The 14,973-nt window shown below is 59.5% G+C and carries 12 protein-coding genes; 5 read left to right on the forward strand and 7 right to left on the reverse strand.

Features of this window, described 5'->3' with window-relative positions; translation table 11 throughout:
- The first annotated feature begins 3 nt into the window (after nucleotides 1-3).
- From FKG95_RS21985 to FKG95_RS22000, 4 genes are all read left to right on the forward strand, one after another.
- The gene (locus FKG95_RS21985; RefSeq protein WP_142898566.1) at nucleotides 4-420 is read left to right on the forward strand and encodes an ExbD/TolR family protein; all 417 of its coding nucleotides are present in this window, start codon (nucleotides 4-6) and stop codon (nucleotides 418-420) included.
- A gap of 142 nt (nucleotides 421-562) precedes the next feature.
- Nucleotides 563-1,099: a CC0125/CC1285 family lipoprotein gene (locus tag FKG95_RS21990; RefSeq protein WP_142898567.1), complete on the forward strand. Its 537-nt coding sequence runs from the start codon at nucleotides 563-565 to the stop codon at nucleotides 1,097-1,099.
- Between the two features lie 98 nt (nucleotides 1,100-1,197).
- Nucleotides 1,198-1,470, forward strand: a complete 273-nt coding sequence (locus tag FKG95_RS21995; RefSeq protein WP_142898568.1) for a DUF3303 domain-containing protein — start codon at nucleotides 1,198-1,200, stop codon at nucleotides 1,468-1,470.
- A 193-nt stretch (nucleotides 1,471-1,663) separates the two neighbouring features.
- Nucleotides 1,664-4,204, forward strand: a complete 2,541-nt coding sequence (locus FKG95_RS22000) for a hybrid sensor histidine kinase/response regulator (protein ID WP_179954225.1) — start codon at nucleotides 1,664-1,666, stop codon at nucleotides 4,202-4,204.
- A 336-nt stretch (nucleotides 4,205-4,540) separates the two neighbouring features.
- On the opposite strand, the gene FKG95_RS22005 is transcribed toward FKG95_RS22000, so the two are convergent.
- The 7 genes from FKG95_RS22005 to FKG95_RS22035 form a co-directional block, all read right to left on the reverse strand.
- Entirely contained in the window at nucleotides 4,541-6,835 is a 2,295-nt protein-coding gene (locus tag FKG95_RS22005) for a fused MFS/spermidine synthase (protein WP_142898570.1), read from the reverse strand.
- A 188-nt stretch (nucleotides 6,836-7,023) separates the two neighbouring features.
- A complete protein-coding gene (hexR, locus tag FKG95_RS22010; RefSeq protein WP_142898571.1) occupies nucleotides 7,024-7,920 on the reverse strand; it encodes a transcriptional regulator HexR in 897 nt (298 codons plus the stop codon).
- Nucleotides 7,921-7,977: 57 nt separating this feature from the next.
- Nucleotides 7,978-8,619: a bifunctional 4-hydroxy-2-oxoglutarate aldolase/2-dehydro-3-deoxy-phosphogluconate aldolase gene (eda, locus tag FKG95_RS22015; RefSeq protein ID WP_142898572.1), complete on the reverse strand. Its 642-nt coding sequence runs from the start codon at nucleotides 8,617-8,619 to the stop codon at nucleotides 7,978-7,980.
- 37 nt (nucleotides 8,620-8,656) lie between these two features.
- Nucleotides 8,657-10,498 carry a phosphogluconate dehydratase gene (gene edd, locus FKG95_RS22020; RefSeq protein WP_218940316.1) on the reverse strand — a complete coding sequence of 614 codons (1,842 nt, stop codon included), beginning with the start codon at nucleotides 10,496-10,498 and terminating at the stop codon, nucleotides 8,657-8,659.
- Nucleotides 10,499-10,562: 64 nt separating this feature from the next.
- Entirely contained in the window at nucleotides 10,563-11,276 is a 714-nt protein-coding gene (gene pgl / locus FKG95_RS22025; RefSeq protein ID WP_218940317.1) for a 6-phosphogluconolactonase, read from the reverse strand.
- A 12-nt stretch (nucleotides 11,277-11,288) separates the two neighbouring features.
- Complete coding sequence (zwf, locus tag FKG95_RS22030) at nucleotides 11,289-12,782, reverse strand: glucose-6-phosphate dehydrogenase (protein ID WP_142898574.1); 1,494 nt, start codon at nucleotides 12,780-12,782, stop codon at nucleotides 11,289-11,291.
- A gap of 195 nt (nucleotides 12,783-12,977) precedes the next feature.
- Nucleotides 12,978-13,196: a hypothetical protein gene (locus FKG95_RS22035; protein ID WP_142898575.1), complete on the reverse strand. Its 219-nt coding sequence runs from the start codon at nucleotides 13,194-13,196 to the stop codon at nucleotides 12,978-12,980.
- Between the two features lie 43 nt (nucleotides 13,197-13,239).
- On the opposite strand from FKG95_RS22035, the gene pgi reads away from it, so the two are divergent.
- A complete protein-coding gene (gene pgi, locus FKG95_RS22040; RefSeq protein ID WP_142898576.1) occupies nucleotides 13,240-14,931 on the forward strand; it encodes a glucose-6-phosphate isomerase in 1,692 nt (563 codons plus the stop codon).
- Nucleotides 14,932-14,973 lie beyond the last annotated feature (42 nt).

A 14,973-nucleotide genomic window follows, 5' to 3' on the forward strand; every position in this document is an offset into this window, starting at 1 on the left:
TCCATGCAGTTTCGGCAACACACGGGAAAGTCGAGCAACAGCGATGACAGCGTTCTGCCCCTGATCAACGTCGTTTTTCTGCTGCTGATATTTTTCATGCTGGCCGGCCAACTGGCGGCGGGCGATCCCTTCGCCATTGATCCGCCCAAATCCCAAAGTGAAGGCCAGAACAGTCCCCAGGACATGCTCATCCTGGTTTCAGCCGATGGACGCTTTGCTCTGGATGGCGTCGAGATGTCGGAGGAAAGCGTTATCGAAACCGCGAGCCAACGCCTCAAAGCCCACACAGACGCAGCAAAGCCGACTCTTCGCCTGAAAGCAGACGGCGGAACGCCGGCCAATCGCATCGTGAGACTGATGCAGCGGCTGCGCGAGGCCGGCTTCCAAAGGCTCAAGCTGCTCACGGTTCCCGAAACCTGAACAGCCGCACGCTTGAAGACTCAACTTGCCGCCATCACTTAATCATCAGACAAGGGTCCCGACGGGGGTACAGAACGTGCTTCAGCAAGGTTGCCTTCAAACGGAGTCGCACCGAAGGCAAAGCGGATCACGCAGCTTCGTGATGCTCGTGGTATTGGTCGCAAGCAGCCTGGTGCTCGCAGGCTGCAGCACAGCCACGCCCTATGGCCCTGCACTGGACGGCAAGGGATACAGCGAGCTTCAAACGGAAAGCGACCGCTTTCGGGTGTCGTTTTCCGGCAATTCCCTGACCCCGCGCGAGACGGTCGAGACCTACCTGCTTTACCGGGCCGCGGAAATCACCCTGCAGCGCGGCTACGACCACTTTCGGATGGTCGACCAGGACTTGGAGTCCACCACGAACTATTACAATACCTTTGACGCAGCTCCCGGCTATTACGGCTTTTACGGCCGGCGCTCACTGCGTCATCGTCATGGTTTTGGCGGTCTTTCCTATTCGTACTCGACGGTGACCAGCCGTCCCGTGACCAGTTATCAGGCGATCGCCAACATCATCGTGTTTTCCGAGAACAAACCGGTTAGGACAATGCCGGAGAACGACGATCGCACCTACAATGCCCGCGATGTCATCAAGCGCCTCGAACCGCTCATCGTGAGGCCGGAGCCCGAAGCCGATTAAAGCCGACAGGCCGCAGCCTTGAAACGCTGCGCCCGGGTAAAAACCCGATCCCAGCAGCTCTGTGTTAAGGTAGCCGGAGCGCAGTGAGGGGAGCCACCATGCAATTCATGATCATCGAACGCTTTCGAAACCAGGATGGTAAAGCAGTCTACCGGCGCTTTTCGGAGAAGGGCCGCATGATGCCGGAGGGCCTGACATTCATCGATAGCTGGGTCAGTGCAGATCTGGACCGCTGTTTTCAGGTCATGGCCTGTGACGACGTCACTCTCCTTCAGCGTTGGGTTGCTGAATGGTCGGATTTGGTCGAGTTCGAGATCGTTCCGGTATGCCACGGGAAGGAAACCGGGGCTGCGCTCGAAGGAAGCGGGTAAAAGCAGTCCCGCGGCAACCACATAGATGGGTCATAAGCAAACTCAATCTCAATGATAACCATGACCACCCAATCCGAAACAACTTGAAAGAGAAAAATTCCAACCAGAGCAAGGGTTTATAGGTCTTTTAACATAATTGCGCTCAAACTGGAGCGCTCAAGACACAAACCTGCCCTCGAGGATGCTCTGGAACATGCCGGGCTCGATTACACGAGAATTTCTCCGGAAACGCTACTGGACCGCAAAAATCGCGATCCTGGCCGCTTTGCTGCTGTGCATCATCGGTGGCTGGTCCGTTGTGGACTCCCTGCAGAGCGACGCGCATTTTGCCAGGGCCTTCAGCCAACTCACAGAGGCGACACATCACCTGCGCGCCGAGGTTCAGCGCGCGGTCAACCGGAGCAACGAAAGTGGGTCAGATGCCGGGCAGGGGCCGACATCGGGAAAATCGGACCTGGTACAAGCCTTTGAAGAGCTGGTGATTGTCTTCACGGCAATCAGAAACGCCGACCCGGACGGCGTGAGTGAGATCGACGACGACGCCGAGACCGACTCTGAAGAAGCGCACTGGGACCTGCTCGCGCACCGCATGTTCGAAAACCTCGACGAGGAGATTTCGCATGTCAATTTGGCCGGCCAGGAGATGCCGGACAGCCTCGCAATGATCTGGGAAGACGGTGTCGGCGATGAAGGGCCGGAGCTGGAAGAGCTGATCGGCGAGGTCCTGGAGCTCGCCGCCGTGATCGTCGAGGCTGAAGTTCAGAGCAGTCCGGCAAGCCGTGAGGCCGCAGGCGCGCTCGAGGATCTTGTCTCCGCAGAGATCAGTCCCGTCTTTCACACCATCGCACCGATCATCGACGACGAACTTACCTCCGGCGCATCGCTGATACTCTACATCCTCTTCGCGACTGCTTTTGCGATCGTTTGCGCGCTGATCTTCAATACGCTGGTGATCTTCGCCCCCCTGGAGAAGGCCGTTGTCGAGAGCCAACAGGCCATCACACAGGAGCGCGACCGCGCGATCGCGGCTGAGGAAGCCAAGCGCAGTTTTCTTGCCGTCATGAGCCACGAGCTACGCACGCCGATGAACGGCATCATGGGCTTTGCGAACCTGCTGATGCGCTCCGACCTGGAGGAAAAGCAGAAAGACTATGCCGAGACGATTTACACTTCGGGTGAGGCTTTGCTCGGCCTGCTCAACGATATTCTCGATATCTCCAAGATCGAGGCGGGCTCCCTGGAACTTGAGGAAACCGACTTCGACCTGCGTGATGTGGTCAAGAGCGTGGTCAACCTCATGGGGCCACGCGCCTATACGAACCGCCTGGAGCTCAGCACCTATATCGATCCGGGATTACCCCGATGCCTGAATGGTGACGCCGGTCGGGTCCGCCAGATCCTGCTTAATCTGGTCGGCAATGCCATCAAGTTTACCCCCAGCGGTGCCATTGCCATCGAAGTCACGGAGAACGGCGAATCACGCGAAGATGCGCGCGACATCCGGATCACGGTCACCGACACCGGAGTCGGTATTCCTCCTGAAAAACTCGATGACATATTTAAGCGTTTCGTGCAGGTCGATGATGGATCCGACCGCAAATATGAAGGTTCGGGCCTCGGTCTCGCGATCTGTAAGAAACTGGCCGCAATGATGGGTGGCCAGATCGGCGTTGAGAGCACACCGGACCAGGGCAGCAGCTTCTGGGTGACCATCCGGCTGGGTGAAGCCGATTCGACAGCGCGACGGGTTGTCGAGGCCACTCCGGAAGAACTCACCGGACGCAGAGTGCTGGTGGTGGATGACAACGCTCTTAACCGGCGCATTTTTAAGTTGCAGCTTCAAAGCCATGCAGTTCTGGCCGAACTGGCGTCAGATGGCCGCAGCGCAATGAAGCTTTTGACGGAAGCGCAGGAGAGGGGCGCGGCCTTTGAGCTTGCCATCATCGACCACATGATGCCGGAGACCGACGGTCTCGCCCTCGCCAAATTGATCCGTGCCGAGCCGAAGCTGAGAGACATGAAACTGATCCTGTCGTCTTCATCAGGCATGACGACAGATCAGCAGGCCAGGGTGCTTGGCTTCGACGCCAGCTGTCCAAAGCCCGTGCACCAGGACAAGGTTCTGAGAATTATGCAGCGCCTGCTTTCTGCCGACGAGCCCCATGCTGACGAACCCGGTGCTTACAGACCCGGTGCTCACGGACCCGGCGCCAGCGCGCCGGATGCCGACGCTAGCCTCAAGCCGCCCACGCCCGCTGCGCCGGCATCGAACTTCATCGGCAGCGACAGGCAGGGCGACGCGGCGCAACGCATACTCATTGTCGAAGACAACGCGACCAACCAGCGCCTGGCCATGACAGTGCTGACGGCGGCGGGCTACGCCGTAGATGCCGTCGCGGACGGAAGTGAGGCGGTCCGCGCCGTTCAAACGCTTCCCTACGACCTTATTCTCATGGATATCCGCATGCCGGTGATGGGCGGGGTCGAAGCCACCAAACGCATTCGAGCTCTCGATTTGCCGGTCGCAAACTGCCCCATCCTCGCCATGACCGCCAATGCCATCCGCGGCGACCGCGAGGAATACCTGGCTGCGGGCATGAACGACTACATTTCCAAACCGATCGATATTCACGGTCTGGTCCAGAAGGTTGAGGAACATATTGGAACGGCCCGGAAAACTCGCGAAAGCGGCACCCGTTCCGAAGAACTCTCTGCCACCAAGACTTGGGCCTAATCCGTTTCTCTCCCTACGACCTCTTGAGGTCCAGGTTACGCGCTTTTCGATGGAGCGTTTAGAGCGGAGCGATGACGAGGTATCATGACGACCTCACGCCGCTATCCCGATCCACAACCCTATAATCCCCTTGATCAGATCAAGTTCAGAATGAACCATCAGAGGAGATTTATCGACACTGTGAGTCTGGTCCGGCTTTAGATTGGGACCGGATCATCAGTACTTGCGAATCTTCGCCCCAAAGGACGATCATTCTCCATTGAGTCCAGTGAAAGGTAACTAAATTCTACGCTGGAAACCCATCAGAAGACCGGACAGCAGTTATTGAAGCGAGATTCAGTCCCAACTCAGCGCTCCTAAAATATCGGAGAAATCATCTGTCCAAAGCCGACCCTTGGGCAGAGCTGAAACATCTTGCCAAGCGACATAATTTTCATCTTTCGATCCGCTGTCATCAACCTGAACATCCAAAAACGCCAGATCAGCGTCACTGCGCGCGAGAACTATCCAGGACGAACCGGTTTTGTAAGTCGCCCGATTGACCATACCCGAAAACTTGGACCGGCCAGAGAGCCCGGCGTTCTCAGCCAGACGGCTGACGATCGGCGCAAGATTCAATGTCCGGTTCGAAATGTGGAAAGCGATTATGCCGCCAGGCGCCAGCTTTGCCTCATAGAGAGCTAGAGCCTCACGGTTTAACAAATGTACCGGAATGGCATCTGAACTGAAGGCGTCAAGAACAATAAGGTCGTATTTGCCTCCCGCTTCGCTCTGCAAAGAGAGCCTCGCATCACCAATGACAACAGATGCATTCTCAGCACAGCTGCTTAGGTAGCGAAAATAATTCGGATCGCGCGCAATGCGTTCCATCGCGGGGTCAATCTCGAAGAATGTCCAATTCTGGCCAGGTTCGCGGTAGCAGGCCAGTGTGCCAACGCCCAAACCAATAACGCCAACCTTCGACGGACTCCGACCAGCCGCCGTCAAACCGACAAAGACTTCACCGATTGGCCCAGAGCGTTGATAGTAGGTTAGAGGTTCTTCCCACTTCAATGGATCCACGTGTTGGGCGCCATGCAGCGTCGTACCGTGGATCAGAAGATTGAACTGTCCATCATCAGATTGGGCGATCCTGCTGATGCCAAAGAAATTACGTTCCTGATCAATCATCCGCGTAGGCTGATCGATCGTCGTTATAGCCAGGAAAACCGCCGCCGCACCCAACGCGTATCTCAGCGGACGCTCGGCAAAGCCATAGACCACCAAGGCAAAAAACACGAACACGATAAAGGAACCAACCATCCCCAGATCGGAAGGTCCGACTCCGAGGTATGGAAAGGCAAGCGCCATAGCCGCGAAAAGAAGTATCGGCAAGCTTGCATCGGTCAGCAACTTCCTGCGCCTGACGTGAGACAGCTCGCCACCGTCTTGCTGTGACGGCCTCAACCAACACGCAATCACGATCATCAGGGGATACTCGATGACCGAATTGAAAACGACGGGCGCGATCAGAGCAGCAAAGAAACCGCCGATCATGCCTCCAAACGACATCCAGAGGTAAAACTCGGTCAGGTGGGCGACGTCGGGTCGGCGGCGCGCGAGTTCACCGTGGCAGACCATAGTGGTCACAAAGAAAGCAACCAGATGCACCGCAGCGGCGATCGAGACACTGAAAGACCAGATAAAACTCGCCAATAAAGGTATCAAGACAAGCGGCTGCAGCCGCACCATCCATTCCTGCCGAAGCAGCGGTTTGCGCGAAAACACGATCACAAAGGTCAGAAGGTAGAGTGCCAGGGGGACAACCCAAAGCAAGGGGACCGCGGCTACGTCGGTCGAGATATGCGTCGTGACCCCGAGTAACAGGCTCGACGGCACCAGCGCCAAAACAATCCAATGCAGACGTTGCGGCCAGCCGGGATACGCCAGAGTCTGAGGCGCCGCGCCTGAAGGGACACTACTGGTCTCAGGCAGAGCTCCATCGCCCCTACGGGCAACGAAAACACAGGCGAGAATCAACAACGCCAGCAAGCCGTACCCCAGCATCCAGGTGAAACTTTGCTCGCCCAAGGCCAGGAAAGGCTCGACGAAGATTGGATAGCCAAGTAGCGCCATTAAGCTGCCGACATTGCTGGCTCCGTAGAGAAAGTAAGGGTCCTTCGCATGTACGTGCCCGGTTTCGGAGAACCATTTCTGCAGGAGCGGCGCGGTCGCTGCGACCGCCAGGAATGGCAAACCCAATGAGCTGGTCAACGTCCAAAGCAGCCATAGCTCCGGTTGACCGACCCACGGCTTTGCATCCGCCGCTGTACTGATAGGTAGAAAAATAAAGGCAAGGGAGAGCACCAAAAGATGCAAAAGGGCTTGTCTGCGCACGCCCAGCAGCTTCACGCTAAAGTGCGCGTAGGCATAACCAGCCAGAAGCACGGTCTGAAAGAACACCATTGAGGTATTCCAAACGCCGGGTGCTCCGCCGAGCGAAGGTAGCACCATCTTGGCGAACATCGGCTGGACAGAGAACAGCAGCAACGCACTCATGAACAGACTGAGCGCAAACAGCGGCAGCGCACCCTTCATTGCGCGGCTTGAAATCGCAGCGTCGGCTGGCTGTGCTATCTGATAGCTTGACATACTGAAACCCGTCTGGAGAGAGAAGCAGTAAGCCGTACCTCTTGGACCTTAATAATTCTCTAAGAGACAGATTTACATAGATTTTTATGCAGGTTGAAGAGAGTCACCAGCGCACCGGGCGGGATGATCTCACCACCCAAGGAACCGTCGAGCCGGAGACGGCTCAACGTTTGTTAAGTCTGCCAAAACTACATGGCCCTCCGGCCCGAGCGCAGGCTCTCTTTGATACGTGCGAGCCGGGCATGAAAGCCAGGCCCCCGGCCAAGAATGACCCCGGTCGCAAGAATGTCGAGAATCACCAGGTGGACGATCCGGGACGCCATGGGGACATAGATGTCGGCATCCTCCACGGGATCGATGCCAATCACAATATCGCAGACATCCGCCAGGGGACTTCCAGCCGCTGTCAGCGCCAGGAGTTTTGCGCCTCGGCTGGCGGCCAGCCGGGCGTTCTCGATCAGGGAGATGGTGCAGCCGGTGTTGGAAATGAACACCACCACATCCCCGTCATCCATACCCGCAGCCTGCATGCGCTGCATGACAATATCCGACTGTGCGATGGCGGGAACGTCAAGACGGACGAACTTATGTTGCGCGTCGACCGCCACAGCGCCCGAACCGCCGATCCCGAAGAAAGAGATTCTGGATGCCGACGCAAGCGCATCGACCGCCTGGCCAATTTGCGCCATATCGAGGCGGTCCTGCGCGCGTGACAGCGCCGAGGTCGTGGCGTCAAAGATCTTGCCGGCATAGGTTTCGGTCGTGTCCTCGGCGGAGACATGCCGGTTCACGAAGGGCACCCCGCGCGCAATGCTCTGTGCCAGCCGGAGTTTCAATTCAGGAAAGCCCGCGCACCCAAGCGACAGACAAAAGCGGTTGACCGTCGGATCGCTCACCCCTGCTTTACGCGCCAGAACGGCGGTGCTTGACTTCATGGCGGCGGCGGGGTCATCGAGAACCGCATCGGCGACCTTGCGCTCCGCCGGTGTCAAAGCCGGACCACGGGCCCTGATCTCTTCGATGATGTTTGCGGATTCTTCGAGGGGCGCCTGCCGCAGTGCCGGCTGTTCTATGTCACCCTCCATGACGCGCACCCCTCTTTCGAACAGGAGATGAGTGAGATCTTGAGTCGGACCTCAGGCTCAGGATTTGCCGAGTTTCGCCGCGGCGCGGGCCAGATCTTCGATCTTATCCCAATTGCCCGCCTGCACATGTTTCGTTGGGGTGACCCAGGAGCCCCCGACACAGACGACATTCGGCAGCGCCAGATAGTCTTCGGCGGACTTCGCGTCGATCCCGCCGGTCGGACAGAACTTGACCTCGGCCAAAGGCGCCGCGAAGGATTTCAGAGACGCAACACCCCCCGACGCCTCGGCAGGGAAAAACTTCTGGTGCGAAATCCCCTCTTCCAGCAGAGCCAGCATCTCACTCGCCGTTGCCGCGCCCGGCAGGTAGGGCACGGCGGCAGAGCTTGCGGCGTAGACCAGCGAAGGGGTGGCGCCGGGGCTGACAATGAACTTCGCGCCCGCTTCGAGGGAATCCACCAGCTGTTCCGGCCGGTTGACGGTGCCCGCGCCGACCACGGCGCCCGGCACAGCCCGGGAAATCTCGTAGATGGCGTCGAGCCCGACCGGCGTGCGCAACGTAACTTCGATCACCGGCAGACCGCCGCTGACCAGCGCTTCGGCCATGGGGATCGCCGCTTTCAAATCCTCAAGCACCACTACCGGCACTACTGGCGCCATCGCCATGATATCGGCCATTGCGCGACTTGGGCCCGTCATTGCTCTCTCCTTGTTTTTACTCTCTTCATCGCAGGCCCTAAGCTGCTGCGACCGTCTCGTTCCCTGGGTCCTTCAGCAGCGTCGCACCCTGTTCGGCACCATTCACACTCTGCCGGAAGACCGCAAAGAGATCCCGGCCCATACCGAACTCATGCTCCGAAAGATCCGGCTCCGCGCAGCTGCGGGCGGTCCAGACGTCAGCATCGATCTCAACCTGCAGTTCGCCCTTTTCCGCGTCCAACCGCACGACATCGCCATCACGCAGCCTGGCCAACGGTCCCCCGTCCAGGCATTCAGGCGTGACATGGATCGCCGCGGGCACCTTGCCCGAGGCGCCGGACATCCGCCCGTCGGTGACCAGGGCAACCTTATACCCGAGATCCTGCAACACACCCAAGGAGGGTGTCAGCTTGTGCAGCTCCGGCATGCCGTTGGCCTTCGGCCCCTGGAACTGCAGCACGGCAACGAAGTCACGGTTCAGTTCACCCGCCTTAAAAGCGTCCAGAAAAGCCTGTTGCGACGTGAAGATCAGCGCAGGCGCCTCAACCAAGCGATGCTCGGGCTTGACCGCGGAGATCTTGATCACCGAACGCCCCAGATTGCCGGTCAGAAGCTTCACACCGCCATTGGAACTGAAAGGCGCGGCGACCGTGGTCAGGATGGTTGGATCCAGGCTCTCGGATGCCCCGTCGCGCCAGCGGAGCTTACCCTCTTCAAGAAGGGGTTCGCTCCGGTAACGCTCCAGCCCGCCGTCGCCCAGGATGGTCCGGACGTCAGCGTGCAGCAGGCCGGCATCGAGCAGTTGAGCGATCAGAAAAGCCATACCGCCGGCCGCATGGAAGTGGTTCACGTCGGCCTGCCCGTTGGGATAAATCCGGGTCAGCAAGGGTACGATCTCAGAAAGATCAGCAAAGTCGTCCCAAGTGATCTCGATGCCGGCGCAACGGGCCATGGCCACGAGATGAATGGTGTGGTTGGTCGAACCGCCCGTGGCCATGAGGCCGACGATCCCGTTGACGACCGCGCGTTCGTCGATGACCTCACCGATCGGTGTGTAATCATTGCCCAGCGCGGTAATTTCCGTGGCGCGCTTGGCCGCGGCACGGGTCAGTGCATCACGCAGCGGGGTCTCGGGATTGACGAAAGACGAGCCGGGCAGATGCAGCCCCATGATCTCCATCAGCATCTGGTTACTGTTGGCCGTGCCGTAGAAGGTACAGGTGCCCTTGCCATGGTATGATTGGGACTCCGCCTCCATCAGCGCATCGCGTCCGACCTTGCCCTCGGCGAAGAGCTGACGGACCCGCGCCTTTTCCTCATTGGGCAAACCGGAGGTCATGGGCCCGGCGGGCACGAAGACCGTCGGCAGATGCCCGAAGCTCAGCGCCGCCATCATCAGGCCGGGGACGATTTTATCGCAAACACCCAGACAGAGCGCGGCATCGAACATGTTGTGCGACAGCGCAACGGCGGTGGAGAGGGCAATGGTATCGCGGCTGAAAAGCGAGAGCTCCATACCGGGTTGCCCCTGGGTGACACCGTCACACATGGCCGGCACGCCGCCCGCGAACTGCGCAACGCCACCGGCGTCCCGCACGGCATCCTTGATGATCTCCGGGAAGCGCTCGAAGGGCTGATGCGCCGAGAGCATATCATTGTAAGAAGATACGATCGCCACATTGGCTTTCTCTTCGCCCTTCAGGTCATGCTTGTCTTCATCGCCGCAGGCCGCAAAACCATGAGCCAGATTTCCACAGGACAAGACACCACGATGGGGTCCCTTGGACCCTGCCGCCCGAATCCGGGAGAGATAATCCTCGCGGCTGCTCCGGCTGCGGCGCGCAATCCGTTCCGTCACTTCACCGAGCTTCACGTTCATTACAACCTCCTGAGAGAGAGCGGCCGTTGACGGCGCAAATACGACAACCTGCAAATATCCCGACTCACGGCGCCCAAAAAACATCGACCGGGACGGCATCCTGGCGCAGCAGTGCGCGCACGGGCATGTCCTCGACCGGCCCGTCTTCCAGCGCCTTCTCCAGTACCGCGCGTTTTTCCGCACCGGAAATCAGCAGCACCAGGCGCCGGCAGGACAGCAGGCTGGGGAGGGTGAGGGTCATGCGCGCCTGCGCCGCACCCGGCGGGTTCGCCGCGATGCAGGGCTGGGCCGTATCGGGATCAAGCGCAGGCCCAAGATTGGCATCTCCGGGAAACAACGAAGCCGTATGTCCGTCCGTACCCATGCCCAATACCACCAGATCATAAGGCACCGGCAAGGCGGCCAGACGTTCGGCGCAGGCAGTCTCGCCTTCGCCCGGTGTCGCGTGCTCGGTCTTCAAGCTAATGAACTTCGCAGCAGCAGCCTCGCCGGTCAGGAGTTCGCGGCGCAGCATGGCCGCGTTGCTGTCCTCCGAAGTTTCATCCACCCAGCGCTCGTCGGTCAGGGTGACTGTCACATCAGCCCAGGCGATGGGGCGGGTGGCCAGCTGCTGAAAAAGGCGGGCCGGCGTGCTGCCGCCCGAGAGCACCAGACTGGCGCGGCCACGCTCCGCGATACCGGCATTGATCGCTTCGGTCACATAGTTGGCGAGAGTGTCCGCCAACTGCGCGCCGTTTTCGAAAACATGATTCTGAATCTCGGTCATCTTATCGATCATTCTCAAGGCACCCTAATCAGCGTCGTCATGCCAGGTGCGCCCATCACGCTCGATCAGCGCGATCGCGGCGGAAGGCCCCCAGGTTCCGGCGGTGTAGGCCTTCGGGCGTTCGGATCCGCGCTGCCACCCTTCCAGGATCGGCTCGACCCAGGACCAGGCGGCCTCGACCTCGTCGCGCCGCATAAAGAGTGTGGGATTGCCGCGCACCACGTCCATGAGGAGGCGTTCGTAGGCATCTGGGTAACGGACCTTGAAGGTCTCGGCAAAGCTCAGATTGAGAGGCGCCGGACGCAGGCGCAAACCTCCGGGGCCGGGATCTTTGGTCATCAGGTTCAAGGTCACGCCCTCGTCCGGCTGGAGACGGATCACCAGACGGTTCGCAACCACCTCACCCGCGCCCTGCTCGAAGATCGAATGGGGGACGGGGCGGAACTGAATGATGATTTCAGAGCTTCGCTTCGGCAGGCGCTTACCCGTGCGCAGATAGAAAGGAACGCCCGCCCACCGCCAGTTTTCCACTTCCGCCTTGATCACGACAAAGGTCTCGGTGTTGCTCTCAGGCGCGTCGCCATCCGCTTCGGCGTTCAACTCGTCCTGATAGCCCGGCACGGCCTGGCCGTCGACGGCCCCGGAACGGTATTGCCCGCTCACGGTTTTAACCCCGACATCGCCATCCGCGATGGGGCGCAGCGCCTGCAACACCTTCAGCTTTTCGTCGCGCACCGAGTCCTTGTCCAGGCGAACCGGCGGCTCCATCGCCACCAGGCAGAGCAGCTGCAGCAGGTGGTTCTGCACCATATCCCGCAAGGCGCCGGAACGATCGTAATAACCGCTGCGGCCGCCCACGCCGATGGTCTCGGCCACGGTGATCTGAATATGATCGATGGACGCACTGGTCCAGAGCGGTTCGAAAAGAGAGTTGGCGAAGCGCAGTGCCATAAGGTTCTGCACCGTTTCTTTGCCCAGATAGTGGTCGATACGGAAGATCTGATCTTCGTTGAAGACGGTTCCGACCTCGTCATTGATCCGGCAGGCGGACTCCAGGTCCCGGCCGATCGGCTTCTCCAGGACGACCCTTGCCTTCGGGGTCACCACGCCAGCGGTCTTCAGGTTGCGGCAGATCGGACCGAAGAGATCGGGCGAGGTCGCCAGATAGAAGACACGGGACCGGTCCTCACCGTCTTTGAGGTCCTGCACAAGCCCGTCCCAGCCCTCGGCTTTGGTCGCATCCAGCCTGACGTGGGCGATCCGGGCGGAAAAGCGCTGCCAGGTCCCGTCATCCAGGTCGTCCTGATCGAGATGCTGCTCAAGCCCCGCGCGCAGCCGCGCGACGTAATCCGCCGAGCTCAAGTCGCTGCGCGAAACCCCGAGAATGCGGCTGCCATCGGGAATCTGACCGTCATGATCACGCAGAAAGAGCGAGGGCATGAGTTTGCGTAGCGCAAGGTCTCCGGTCCCCCCGAACACCACGATGTCGAAAATATCGACCGGAATAATCTGAGCCATATGCTCTCCAACCAATCGCGACTGCCCGAGCACCCCCAAGCGCGTAAACCAGGAATTAAGGCCAAAGATCCTGCGCAAGTCAGGTCTTAGAGCTTCACGACTTCCAGAGGCCTGTCACGATTTTGTAATTTTACCACATTGATGCGCTACTATAGCTTGATTTTAGGGATGAATGCAAGAAATTCTGTAATTTAATTACAGACCTTGCCAGAGAAGCGCGGGGGAAGCCTGAAGCGAGCCGTAGAGGGACTTTGCCGCCAGGATTTTGCCGGTGCGGTCTTCCCGCCGCTCTCCCGAAAAGTCTTTGAGATGCGATCCTGCCTTGATGGGCGCAACCGGAAAGCTGGATCGTCTTTTGACGCGATGTTTCTGGCCAGACTCCCAGGATCTGGTATAGAGACTCTGTGGTTCCATGCCCAAGCCTGCCAATACCCAATCGGGGGAGAATGCACGCGCTATGTCAGCCCCTTCGTTGAAAACGTCCCTGCCCAGTCAATCAGCCACCTGGTCCGCCCTCAAAGATCATGCAGCGGCCATGAGCGAGGTGCACCTGAGAGATCTCTTCGCTGAAGACGCGGACCGCTTTGAGAACTTCTCGCTTCGGCTCGACGATCTTCTGGTCGACGTCTCCAAACAGCGCATCACCGGCGAGACTCTCTCCCTCTTGATTTCGCTGGCGGAGGACGCAGGACTTGGCGCCGCCCGTCAGGCGATGTTCGAGGGCAGCAGGATCAATACGACCGAAAACCGTGCCGCCCTCCATACCGCCCTGCGCAACCGCTCCGGCGGGCCGGTGCTTTATGATGGCCGGGACGTCATGCCGGATATCAAGGCGGTATTGACGCGGATGCGGCACTTCACTGATGAAGTGCGCGGCGGCGCCTGGCAGGGTTATCGCGGAGACGTCATCACCGATGTGGTGAACATCGGCATCGGCGGTTCGGATCTCGGACCGCAGATGGTGACCCAGGCCCTGACCCCCTATGGTCGGGACGGGCCGCGCCTGCACTTCGTTTCCAATGTGGACGCCAGCCACCTGATGGAAACGCTGCGCCCGCTGGATGCGGCGACGACGCTTTTCGTGATCGCCTCAAAGACCTTTACGACCCAGGAGACCATGACCAATGCGGGCTCGGCGCGCCAATGGTTCCTGAGTTCCGGCGCGGCCGAGCCGGATATCGCCAGGCACTTTGTCGCGGTCTCGACCAACGCGGATTCCGTTCGGGCTTTCGGCATTGATCCGCGGAATATGTTCGAGTTCTGGGATTGGGTCGGGGGCCGCTACTCCCTCTGGTCGGCCATTGGCCTGCCGATCGCACTCTCGATCGGCATGGATGCGTTTGAAGACCTGCTGGCGGGTGCCCACGACATGGACCGGCACTTTCTGCAGGCTCCCCTGAAGGAGAACATCCCGGTCGTTCTCGCCTTATTGGGGGTTTGGAATGCAAATTTCCTGGGTGCGGCAAGTCATGCGGTCCTGCCCTATGACCAATATCTCAGCCGCCTGCCCGCCTACCTGCAGCAGGCAGACATGGAAAGCAACGGCAAGTCGGTCACGCACGCGGGCACAGCCGTCGACTACAGCACCGGTCCGATCGTCTGGGGGGAGCCCGGCACCAACGGCCAGCACGCCTTTTATCAGCTGATCCACCAAGGCAGCCATCTGATCCCCGCCGACTTCATCGCGCCCCTGGAAAGCCATAACGACGTGGGGCAGCACCATAAGATCCTCTTGTCCAACGTCTTCGCGCAGACCGAGGCTCTCATGAAAGGCCGGACGGCAGAGGAAGCCAAGGCGGAGATGCAGGCGCAGGGGCTTGAGGACGCGACCCTTGCGCGCCTTCTCCCGCACCGCGTCTTTGAGGGCAACAAACCCAGCACGACAATCCTGTTCCGGAAGCTCACGCCCCATAGCCTGGGCCGCCTGATCGCTCTCTACGAGCATAAGATCTTCGTGCAGGGTGTCATCTGGGACATCAACTCCTTCGACCAATGGGGGGTTGAACTGGGCAAACAGCTCGCGAACAAGATCCTGCCCGAACTCGATCCGCAGGAAGGCGAAGCGGCTGCCGGACTGCACGACAGCTCAACCAGCGGCCTGATACAACATTACCGCGCCCATCTGTTGGCCAGCGGCAAACAAAGCTGAACACCGGGCGGGACAGACGTCAGGGCACATAGAATTAGGAAA

Source organism: Denitrobaculum tricleocarpae (assembly GCF_007004665.1).
Taxonomy (GTDB): Bacteria; Pseudomonadota; Alphaproteobacteria; order Kiloniellales; family Kiloniellaceae; genus Denitrobaculum; species Denitrobaculum tricleocarpae.

Coding starts and splice junctions, on each gene's coding strand:
- FKG95_RS21990 (WP_142898567.1), top strand. CDS start 563: ATGCTCGTGGTATTGGTCGCAAGCAGCCTGGTGCTCGCAGGCTGCAGC.
- zwf (WP_142898574.1), bottom strand. CDS start 12,782: ATGGCTCAGATTATTCCGGTCGATATTTTCGACATCGTGGTGTTCGGG.
- pgi (WP_142898576.1), top strand. CDS start 13,240: ATGTCAGCCCCTTCGTTGAAAACGTCCCTGCCCAGTCAATCAGCCACC.
- hexR (WP_142898571.1), bottom strand. CDS start 7,920: ATGGAGGGTGACATAGAACAGCCGGCACTGCGGCAGGCGCCCCTCGAA.
- FKG95_RS21995 (WP_142898568.1), top strand. CDS start 1,198: ATGCAATTCATGATCATCGAACGCTTTCGAAACCAGGATGGTAAAGCA.
- FKG95_RS22035 (WP_142898575.1), bottom strand. CDS start 13,196: ATGGAACCACAGAGTCTCTATACCAGATCCTGGGAGTCTGGCCAGAAA.
- pgl (WP_218940317.1), bottom strand. CDS start 11,276: ATGATCGATAAGATGACCGAGATTCAGAATCATGTTTTCGAAAACGGC.
- eda (WP_142898572.1), bottom strand. CDS start 8,619: ATGACGGGCCCAAGTCGCGCAATGGCCGATATCATGGCGATGGCGCCA.
- FKG95_RS22005 (WP_142898570.1), bottom strand. CDS start 6,835: ATGTCAAGCTATCAGATAGCACAGCCAGCCGACGCTGCGATTTCAAGC.
- FKG95_RS22000 (WP_179954225.1), top strand. CDS start 1,664: ATGCCGGGCTCGATTACACGAGAATTTCTCCGGAAACGCTACTGGACC.
- edd (WP_218940316.1), bottom strand. CDS start 10,498: ATGAACGTGAAGCTCGGTGAAGTGACGGAACGGATTGCGCGCCGCAGC.
- FKG95_RS21985 (WP_142898566.1), top strand. CDS start 4: ATGCAGTTTCGGCAACACACGGGAAAGTCGAGCAACAGCGATGACAGC.